8 protein-coding genes and 1 rRNA gene are annotated in these 10,206 nt (G+C 36.2%); 1 reads left to right on the top strand and 8 read right to left on the bottom strand.

The window, feature by feature from the left end:
• The 5 genes from AC0C45_RS25520 to AC0C45_RS25500 all read right to left on the bottom strand — a co-directional run.
• Positions 1-108, bottom strand: a 16S ribosomal RNA gene (locus AC0C45_RS25520); the annotation flags it as partial.
• A 416-nt stretch (positions 109-524) separates the two neighbouring features.
• The gene (locus AC0C45_RS25515; protein ID WP_034654455.1) at positions 525-1,301 is read right to left on the bottom strand and encodes an enoyl-CoA hydratase-related protein; all 777 of its coding nucleotides are present in this window, start codon (positions 1,299-1,301) and stop codon (positions 525-527) included.
• A gap of 35 nt (positions 1,302-1,336) precedes the next feature.
• Positions 1,337-2,869, bottom strand: coding sequence for a fatty acid--CoA ligase family protein (locus AC0C45_RS25510; RefSeq protein WP_047931572.1), 1,533 nt, complete (start codon positions 2,867-2,869; stop codon positions 1,337-1,339).
• Positions 2,870-3,039: 170 nt separating this feature from the next.
• On the bottom strand, positions 3,040-4,029 hold the full coding sequence (locus tag AC0C45_RS25505) for a lipoate--protein ligase (RefSeq protein ID WP_472928957.1): 990 nt from the start codon (positions 4,027-4,029) through the stop codon (positions 3,040-3,042).
• A 15-nt stretch (positions 4,030-4,044) separates the two neighbouring features.
• The gene (locus tag AC0C45_RS25500; RefSeq protein ID WP_016762992.1) at positions 4,045-4,776 is read right to left on the bottom strand and encodes an MBL fold metallo-hydrolase; all 732 of its coding nucleotides are present in this window, start codon (positions 4,774-4,776) and stop codon (positions 4,045-4,047) included.
• A 228-nt stretch (positions 4,777-5,004) separates the two neighbouring features.
• Here AC0C45_RS25500 and yhfH point away from each other — a divergent pair, with 228 nt between their 5' ends.
• Positions 5,005-5,136: a protein YhfH gene (yhfH, locus tag AC0C45_RS25495; protein ID WP_013055337.1), complete on the top strand. Its 132-nt coding sequence runs from the start codon at positions 5,005-5,007 to the stop codon at positions 5,134-5,136.
• Between the two features lie 38 nt (positions 5,137-5,174).
• Here the strand turns inward: yhfH and AC0C45_RS25490 are convergent, their stop codons facing one another.
• From AC0C45_RS25490 to AC0C45_RS25480, 3 genes are all read right to left on the bottom strand, one after another.
• Positions 5,175-6,758, bottom strand: coding sequence for a response regulator (locus AC0C45_RS25490; protein ID WP_047931567.1), 1,584 nt, complete (start codon positions 6,756-6,758; stop codon positions 5,175-5,177).
• A complete protein-coding gene (locus AC0C45_RS25485; protein WP_034656645.1) occupies positions 6,736-8,556 on the bottom strand; it encodes a cache domain-containing sensor histidine kinase in 1,821 nt (606 codons plus the stop codon). The genes AC0C45_RS25490 and AC0C45_RS25485 overlap by 23 nt, the downstream gene beginning before the upstream one ends.
• Positions 8,557-8,706: 150 nt before the next feature.
• Complete coding sequence (locus tag AC0C45_RS25480) at positions 8,707-9,996, bottom strand: ABC transporter substrate-binding protein (protein WP_013081692.1); 1,290 nt, start codon at positions 9,994-9,996, stop codon at positions 8,707-8,709.
• Positions 9,997-10,206: the final 210 nt, after the last annotated feature.

Raw genomic sequence — 10,206 nt, 5'->3', positions numbered from 1 at the left:
CCGTCCGCCGCTAACATCATAGAAGCAAGCTTCTAATGTTCGCTCGACTTGCATGTATTAGGCACGCCGCCAGCGTTCATCCTGAGCCAGGATCAAACTCTCCGAAGAAATGTTTGACTTGCTCATTTAAAAATAAAAATTAACGTTGACGTTTGTCGCTTTGTTCAGTTTTCAAAGTTCAACCGCCGCTCTTAAGCGACTTCATCATCTTATCAAGTTATCAACGTAATGTCAACAACTTTTTAAAATTCTTTTTTTAGCTTCGTTGTTAACGATATGTCTCAACGACGCTTTATAATAATAAAATATATTTTAACTAAAGTCAACGGTTTTTAAAGAAAAAAATTAAAAACTATTATTTATAGATTTGAACAACGACTACTGCAACTTATTATAGTAAATATTATAGACAAAAGCCAGCTGTAACTTTGTCTTCTTTGTTCCTGCGCTTTCACATATTCTTTTTTATTATTCTTTTCTTATAGAAGAAACTAAAAAAGAGCTGTCAATTAGACAGCCCTTTCTTATTTCCCTTTAAAACTAGGTCTTCTTTTCTCAGCAAATGCCTGAAGCGCCTCGAGACGATCTTCTGTCGGAATCGTTAACTCATATGCTTTTCGTTCAATTTGCAAACCAGTCTGCAAATCGGCCTTCATTCCTTCTTTGATAGCAAATTTTGCTTGCTGAAGTGCAATTGGCCCATTTTTCAATAAAAGAGAGATAAAAATATCTATTGTTTCTTCTATTTCATATCCGGGAGCCACCTTCGTTACTAGACCACATTCTTTCGCTTCTGATGCTGAGAGACGCTGAGCTGTTAAAATTAGTTCCATTGCTTTTGCTTCCCCAACTAACCGAGGGAGACGCTGTGTTCCTCCTGCTCCTGGTATAATCGCTAAACTTGTTTCCGTTAAACCCATAAGCGCTTCGGTTGAAGCAATCCGGAAATCACATGCTAAAGCCAGCTCCATTCCTCCTCCAAATGCATATCCATTGATGATTGCTATCGTTGGCTGAGGAAGCTGCTCTATCTTCGAAAACACTTCTCCTATTTTGTAAATATTGCGCTTTACCTCTTGATCAGAGAGAGTTTTACGTTCTTTTAAATCGGCCCCTACACTAAAAGACTTTTCCCCTGCCCCTTTAAACGTCACAACTCGAATATCTTTTTCAATACGAATTCCTTCAATTACTTCTTCCAATTCTTTAAGCATATCGTAATTAAAAGCATTCATCGCTTCCGGACGGTTCAGTATCACATGGGCGACGTGTCCCTTCATTTCATAAGAAATAGATGACATCCTTTTACCACCTCCAAATTGGAATCGCTTTCATTTTATCGCTCCTGGGATACTTGTTGCTTCAGTGCACGACGTAAAATTTTTCCCGTTGTATTTTTAGGAAGTTCTTTTAAAAATTCAATTTCACTTGGCACTTTATATTTAGCAAGGTGCTCTTTGCAGTAGGCAATAAGCTTCTCTTCCGTTATCTCTTGATTATTGCAAACCACGTAACACTTCACACATTCACCTAAGGAAGGATCAGGGACTCCAATAACAGCCACTTCTACAATATCCCGATGCGCATATAGCACTTCTTCTACTTCGCGAGGATAAACGTTATATCCTCCTACGATAATTAAATCTTTTTTACGGTCAACGATATAAAAATAACCTTCCTTATCCATTCTTGCTAAGTCACCTGTATACAGCCAACCATCTCGGAGAGCATATTCCGTGTCTTCAGGAAGCTTGTAATACCCTTTCATCACGTTAGGGCCTTTGACGATAAGTTCGCCGACTTGTCCTACTTCTACTTCTTCTCCTAGTTCGTTTACCACTTTATTTTCAACATTCATAATAGATGTGCCTATAGAACCGGCTTTTCTCTCTCGATCAATCGGATTGAAACACGTCACAGGAGAAGCCTCAGATAATCCATACCCTTCTGCTACCATTACCCCAAACTTACGTTCAAAATTGGTTAGAAGTGCCACCGGCATTGATGCCCCCCCTGATATACAAAGCCTTACCGTGTGAAAGTGCTCTTTTTTCCCTTTGTCGTGCTGAAGTAAGAAATTATACATTGTAGGAACGCCGGCAAAAATCGTCGCTTGTCGATTTTGAATTAATTCAAAGATAGAAGATGGACTGAATTTTGGTTCAATTAATATCGTTCCTCCATTCATTAAAGGCGCATTCAATGAAACAGTTAAACAAAATACGTGAAACATCGGCAAAGCAGCTACGACTCGGTCATTCCCATTTATACTTAAATAATCTGCTACGTCTTGAGCATTTGAATAAATATTCTTATGTGTAAGCATAGCTCCTTTTGGTTTTCCAGTTGTTCCTGACGTATACAGAATGAGGGCCACATCTTCTTCTCTTAACTCCAGAAAATCATATGTAGCTTCCCCTCTGTTTACAACTTGCGAAAACGTGTGAAAATAAGAAGGTATATTTTCCACTGTATCTGTCGTTTCACATAAGATAACGTGTTCCAAAAATGGAGCGTGTCCAATGATTCTCTTTAAAATAGGGAGAAGTAAATCAACCGCAATAACTGCTTTTACATCTCCATCCTGAAGCATGTAGCTAATTTCATCCGCTGTGTAAATAGGATTAATCGGTATAACAGTAGCTCCTACTCGAAGAGCACCGTACAATCCAATCACAAAATGAGGCGAGTTGCCGACAATCAAAGCGATATGATCTCCTTTTTTTACACCCAACTGCTTCAGACCATCAGCAAACTTAGATACCGATGCATCAAGATTTGCATAAGATGTTTCCTGGTCCATAAAAACATATGCCGATTTTTGTGGAAATTGCTCAGCTGTTTTATGAAGCTGTGCTGACAAATTCATCTCATAACTTCCTCCTTTTAATAATGAATGAATGAACACCCATTCATTATTAAGACATAATAATGTAAAAATTCTTACTTCTTCTATTCTATTATAATGTTACTGCTGTTCTATTGACAAGACTCATCTGTTTAAAAAGAAAAAAAGCCTGATGTAGCAGACTTTTTTTCTTAATAGATTAATTCAACAAACTCTTCTTTTGTAATATTACCAAAATAATGTGAAATATCGATGTCTTCTAAGGCTTGTTCAATAGAAGCTTTTTCATAACGAACACCTGTTAATTTTTCCTGCACTTCCTGGACATCCCCCACTCCAAAGAAATCTCCGTAAATGGTGCAAGCATCGATTTTTCCTTTATTCACTTCTAAACGAACGTCGATTTGTCCCACAGGAAAGCGGTGAGAGTGCTGTAAGTTAAATTTAGGTGATTTTCCATAGTTCCAATCCCATGACTGATAGCGCTCTTTAGAAATTTGATGAATCGTTTCCCAATCTTTTTCCGTTAGTTTATATTCTGTTATATTTTCTTCTCCGTCAAAGATATATCGAAGCAGCATTTCTCTAAACTCTTCCACCGTTACTTTCTGTTCTAAAAATTCGCTGATATTTGCTACTCTATTTCGAATAGACTTAATGCCTTTGGATTCAATTTTATCTTTTTTTACTTTTAACGCTGATACAACGTTTTCAATCTCTGAATCAAAAAGAAGAGTTCCATGGCTGAACATTCTCCCTTTCGTTGAAAACTGAGCATTTCCAGAAATTTTCCGTCCTTCAGCCATTAAATCATTTCGTCCGCTTAGTTCGGCATTAACTCCTAATTTCTTTAACGCTTCCACGACCGGCTCGGTAAATTTTTTAAAATTATGAAAGCTATTTCCATCGTCTTTCGTAATAAAGCTGAAGTTTAAATTTCCTTTATCATGATAAACGGCACCGCCTCCAGACAGACGTCTCACTACATGAATTTGCTGATCTTCAACATATTTTGTATTAATCTCCTCAATGGTGTTCTGGTTTTTTCCAATAATAATAGAAGGTTCATTAATATAAAACAGCAGATATGTCTCATTAATGTCTAGATGCTTGAGCGCATACTCTTCAATTGCTAAGTTAATTCGGGGATCATAATTTTTTTGATTATTAATAAATAACATTCATTTTCCTCCTTGTTATTCCCATACATATCCTGATTCAGCTAACGTAAGCGTACCTCTATAATGAGCAGCGGCTTCCTCTACTAGCTGTTGATGTTCTCCATAGTGCGGAAGGTGAGTAAGCATGAGGTGTTTGACACTTGCTTTTGAAGCAAGTGTACCGGCTTCTGTGCTTGTCATGTGTCCAGCGCCTCTTCCATCTTGATTGGCATAAAAATTACATTCACAAATAAGAAGATCTGCTTCTTCTGAGAAGGAAACAAACTCTTCTAAATAACTAGAGTCCGCTGTGTACACGACAGTTTGATTGCCGGCACTTATTCTCATGGCATAACAAACGACTGGATGTTTCGTTTTCATAAATTCGATGGTAAAAGGCCCAACTTCAAGTTTTTGACTCGGATCATACTCTACCCCTTTAGTAATTCCTTTATGAGTAAGTTTGTTGAAGCTTTCCTGATCATATGTATGTCCGTAAATAGAAAGTTCCTGAACAGCGTTTCCTAGATGAGTCTGAATGAGGCGTGCATATTGAAATACTCCGACATCAGCCACGTGATCATGATGATAATGAGATAAAATCATAGCATCTATTTCTTCTGGCTTTGCATATTTTTGCAGCTGAGCCAATGCACCGCTTCCACAATCAACAAGCAGCTGAAATCCATCGTGCTCCACTAAATAGCTAGAAGTAGCTTCTGAAACCGCAGGATATCCTCCCCAAAAACCAATAACAGTTACTTTCATTTCAATCACCCTTTCGTACTATTTTTATTACGTTCAGTATACCCTACTTTTTTTTGAAAACTAACTGAAAGACACTCGTTTTGGTCATTTTATCGAAATAACTCATTGTTATATAACAAATAACCACTTAGAATAGCAAAATAGGCTAAATTGTTATAAAACATAATTGACATTTTATCATCTGTTATAATACAATGTTAGTAACAAAAACAACGGAGGGGATTTAAAATGTTAGAAAAAATGACTGAATTTTTCAAAAGATTACCCAATAAAAAGTGCGTAGAATGCGGAAACGACATTGAGGAACAGCATGAATGCTACGGAAACAAATGTGATCACTGTCTAGATATCATGAAATAAAAAAAGCTGAAACTGTTATAAAACAGTTTCAGCTTTTTTTATACGGTTAAACTGCGATACTCATTTGGCGTAATGCCTTCTACTTTTTTAAACACTTTTCGAAAGTATTTATCATCATGATATCCAATCATATTCGCAATTTCATAGATTTTTAGTTCTTCATTTAGTAAAAGTGATTTGGCTTTATTCATTCTGACTTTCACCATATAATCTGAAATGTTTTCTTGAAATTCTTGCTTAAACTTTCTCGAAATGTATTCACGGCTTAGATAGAAACGTTCCGATATTTCTTGAAGCTTCACATCTCGATGAAAATTTTGCTGCAAATATTGTTCGATTTCATAAATAACGTCGCGATTGTTTTGCTTGCTATACCTTTTTACTACTTTTAAAAAGCGCTTTACTTCACGCTTCTTTCTCTCTACATACTTTGCTAGCTGAAACTGCCCATCTTGGTTATAGAAAAAAGAAAGAACATATTCAGGACCGTTATTTATCGTATAAGGAATGTGATATCTTTTTAACCAATGCTGACTTAACAGCTGATATTCCTGCTCAAAATGCAGAATTTGCTTTAATGAGAGATAATTTTGTGCTTCAAAAGCTGTGATAATTTCGTTGAATACCGGCAAAAAGGCTTCAAACTTCCCGACTTGCAGCGCTTCTTCAATTTTACTGTTATAATCCATCATATTTATTAATAAAGCACTTGCTAAAACGTCTTGCTCGCCGTAGACCTTCACTTTATTTTGATCAAGAACATTGCTTAATAAAAGCGAGTTTTTCGCATCTTCATAGGATTTCATTAGCTGATCAATAGAAGAAACTTTGCACCCTCTTGCAATCCGACAGCTCACGTCTAACGTACGGCGAATTGCTGTATGTAAAGTCGTCAGTAAAGAGGTTATGCGTTCAAAATCACTCCAAAATATAATGATAATTTCCCACTTATTTGATAAATAACGGAAGGCTACCCCATTTTCTTCTGCCATCAGCATTTCATTGATTACATTTAAAATTGAAAAATAGGCTAAATCTCGGTCACCGCCAAAAGAACGAATAATGGATTCATCTACACGTACAATCCCCACTTCATATTCTCTAGTCAGATGGAAACCAAACTCTTCATAGATTGATTGATTTAGCAAATAATTGTTCATTAACTGCGTCAGTTTTCGATCTCGATAAATCGGCTTCATTTCATTGATTAAACGATAGCTGCTATTATGAACTTTTCTGGACTCTTCTTCTTTCTTCCATTGGGTTACAGCTCGTACAAGCGTATCGTTTAAAATCGAAGGATCCACTGGCTTTAGAATGTAATCCGTGCTTCCAAAATGAATAGCTTTACGCATATAGTGGTAGTCATCATACCCTGTTACCACAATCGTTTTGCTAGAAGGTGAATTCTCTTTAATCCACTCCAACAAAGCAATTCCATCGATATTAGGCATCTTCATATCAGTAAAAATGATTTCCGGTTCATGATCCTCGATAAGCGCAATCGCTTGCTCACCGCTATCAGCTTCTATCACATCTGTAATTTCATGCTCTTCCCACTGTCCAAGCAGCTTTATTCCTTCTCTTACATGCTCTTCATCATCCACGATTAATACTTTCATCACTATCCCTCTTTTCTTCAATTGTTGTTAGCTTTATGACAACGGTAAAATCGTGATTTTCTTGACTGCTAATTTGCATTGAAGCATGATCTCCATAGTAGATGCGAAGTCGTTCATAAATGTTTTGCAACCCAATATGCTCATCTGTTTGATTATACGATTGCTGAAGTCTCGTTTTTAATTGATTCAACTCTTGTTGCCCTATCCCTTTTCCGTTATCAGAAACAGTTAGAATCAGTTCTTCACCGTTCAACTCCGCTGAAATCAACAGCTTTCCGCTTCCTGTACGGGTTTCTAATCCATGCTTAAAAGAATTCTCAACAAGAGGCTGCAAAATCATTTTCGGTATTCGCATAAGCTCTGCTTCTTTTTCGATATTTAACTCATACTCAAACTTTGAACCAAACCGCTGCTTTTGCAGACTTAAGAAAGCTTTTACGTGATCGACTTCTTGCTTTAAGCTAACGATATCCTCTTTCATATTCATGCTGTAACGCATAATGTGGGAAAGTGAGGTTAATAAAGAATATACTTCAACTGCTTTATGCTTAAGAGCAAGAGTTCCAATCGATTGAAATGCGTTGTATAAAAAATGCGGATTAATTTGTGACTGCAGCACTTTTAGCTGCGTTGATTTATTTTCTAATTCCAATCGAAATTTACGTTCAATCAAGTCATTAATTGTTTCTACCATAGAGGTAAAATGCCTTCCTAAAACACCAAATTCATCGTTTCCAAGCGACTTAAACCGCACCTCAAATGATCCTTTTTCCACTTCTTTCATATTGCGAATCAATACGTTAATCGGCTGTGTAAAACGTACTGATATAAAAAGCGTAGCGATAACGAGCATACACAAAAATGGCAGGCCAATTAATACATTCATAAGTGCTGTCTTTCTTGCATCCTCATATAAAACACTGTAAGGAATTCGTTTCACCATGTACAAGTCCTCAAAGGGCTGTTTAAGCTTTTCATACATTAATACGCCTGAGAAGCTTTTATCTTCCCATTCCATACTATGGTCTTTTTGAGAAGTGAGCGCCTTCACCCACGCGTAGTTTTCATTTTTTCCAATAACCTTTGAATCAGAGGAATACAAAACCTTACCTTTATTGTTCATTAAATAAAAATCTTCTGACTCTTCATTATATAGACGCTGCGATATAGATTGAATTTGTGTCATATTAATGTCTAAAGATAGATAAGCTAACAACTTGTCTGATGGAATCTCATCAATCCGCTGATGAAAGCTAATAACTTGATTCGGCAGTGAATCAATTAACGTTGATAAATTATTGTAGCTATAAATTTCATGGGTAGGCTCAATCACAAGAAATTTATGATTTTTATTTAAATAAGAATAGTAAGGCTGAGTGTAAATATCATCATACTTCCCTCTGCTGCTCACTTTCGAATTATAAGCTGTATATGAGTCATGCCCGTTTTCAATGTAAAGATGGAGCTGTTCAATCTCTGGACGAGTATTATATAAATAAAGAAGAGTTCGTGATATTTCCAGTTGATTGGCTCCTAAGTCACTTGATACACCTTCATCTAACACTTTAATAAATGGGTGGTAGCCGTACAGCCTTTTTGTAATATTAGCAATTTCATTTAAGTAATCGCTCAAATCATTGCTTCCATTTTTAATAACTTGATAGTTGGTAGAAATAAATCGGTTCTTAACCGTTTCTTTTGTGTATTGATACGTAAAAATCGTCGAAATTAAAAATGGAATAACCGTTGCGAATAAGAAAAACAAAATTAATTTCTTGCGTATGCTCCAGCCTTTCACAAATAACCTCCTTTGACTAATGTCATACATTATGACTATTATTATACATTAAAAGCGCTTTCAATTAACTATTATTTTTTCATAACTTATGAATCTAACCAGCTATTTTTTCACATCAAAAAGTCCGCGTTTTCCACGCGGACTTCTTGTTTATTTTTTCATTTTTGCCCAAATTGTATCTAATTTCTTCATAAACTCTTCTTCTGTCATTTGCTTACCTGCGTAAGACTGCATTGCTGCGCCGACTTCTTGAACCGTTCCTTCCGGATACTTAAACCAGTTCCAAGATAATGTTTTACCTTCTTCAGAGTATTTTAAGATATCATCAGATAAAGAATCAATTCCTTTTCCATCGATGTTTTTGAACGCTGGAATGAACTTGAACTTTTCAACTAAGAATTTTTGACCCTCTTTAGAAGAAACCATCCAATTTAAGAATTCCTTCGCTGCTTTTTTATCTGCATCTGGGGCATTTTTGTTTACTACCCAGTTATTTGGAACTCCGATTGCTAGTTTATCATTTTTCTTTGCATCGTTGCTGATTGGCATTGGAATAAAGCCCATTTTCATGTCCGGATTAATTTTCGTAATCATATTTACCGTCCAGTTACCTTGTTGCATCATTGCTGTTTCACCAGAAGCAAATTGAGTAACTTGTGTATTGTAGTCTGTCGTTAGTGGATTTTTATTTCCATACTTTAACGTTAAATCGAACAGATTCATAAATTGCTTAAACGTTTCATTGCCTTCAAATTTTGCCTTTCCTTCGTTTAGACCTTTAATAAACGCATCTGGATCGTCTTGCTGTGCCATTGGAATATTAAATAAGTGGTTACCTAGCACCCACCACTCGCCGTATCCATTAGAAAATGGCGTAATGCCTTTTGCTTTAAGCTTTTTAGAAGCTGCTTCTAATTCTGACAGTGTTTTAGGTAATTCTTTAATGCCTGCTTTTTCAAATAAATCTTTATTATAAATAAAACCATAACCTTCTAAGTTTAGCGGCTGACCATAAATTTTCCCGTCCATTGTCATCGGTTCTTTGGCGATATCATACAGATTATCTACCCACGGCTGATCAGATAAATCTTCTAATTTATCCTTCCACGTTTGCGCTTCTTGGAAACCTCCATTGTTAAAGATATCAGGTTCATTTCCAGAGGCAAACTGTGCTTTTAATGCTGCACCATAGTCCGCGCCTCCGCCGACTGTTTGGATGTTAAACTTTACGTTTGGATGTTCTTTTGTATATTCATCCGTTAATTCTTTCAGCTGATCTGCAATTTCCACTTTGAACTGGAACATATCAATAACAACTTGATCACCTGAGCCTGTTGATTTACTTGCTTTTGAATCCGTACCTGAGTTTGAACATGCTGTCGCAAATAAAAGTGATGTTGCTAACACGCCAGACATTATTGAAAGCCTTTTCATTTTCATTCGTTTTGCCCCCCTTGATATCTATCTCTCTTTATTTTACCGATTCTAGGACATTTGAACAGGTAACAATATTGAACAACCGAGTGGAAAATATTGAACACTCCCTTCAGTACCCTTCGACAGATCTCTCTTCTTTCGCAAAAATTTCTATAAATTTTTTGTCTGTTTTATTCCACCTAATAACATTTATAGACAAAATTATGTTAATAT

The organism is Priestia sp. VA7, from assembly GCF_055710015.1.
Note: the sequence above shows the minus strand (reverse complement) of the source record. Positions and strands in the feature narration are given on the sequence as shown.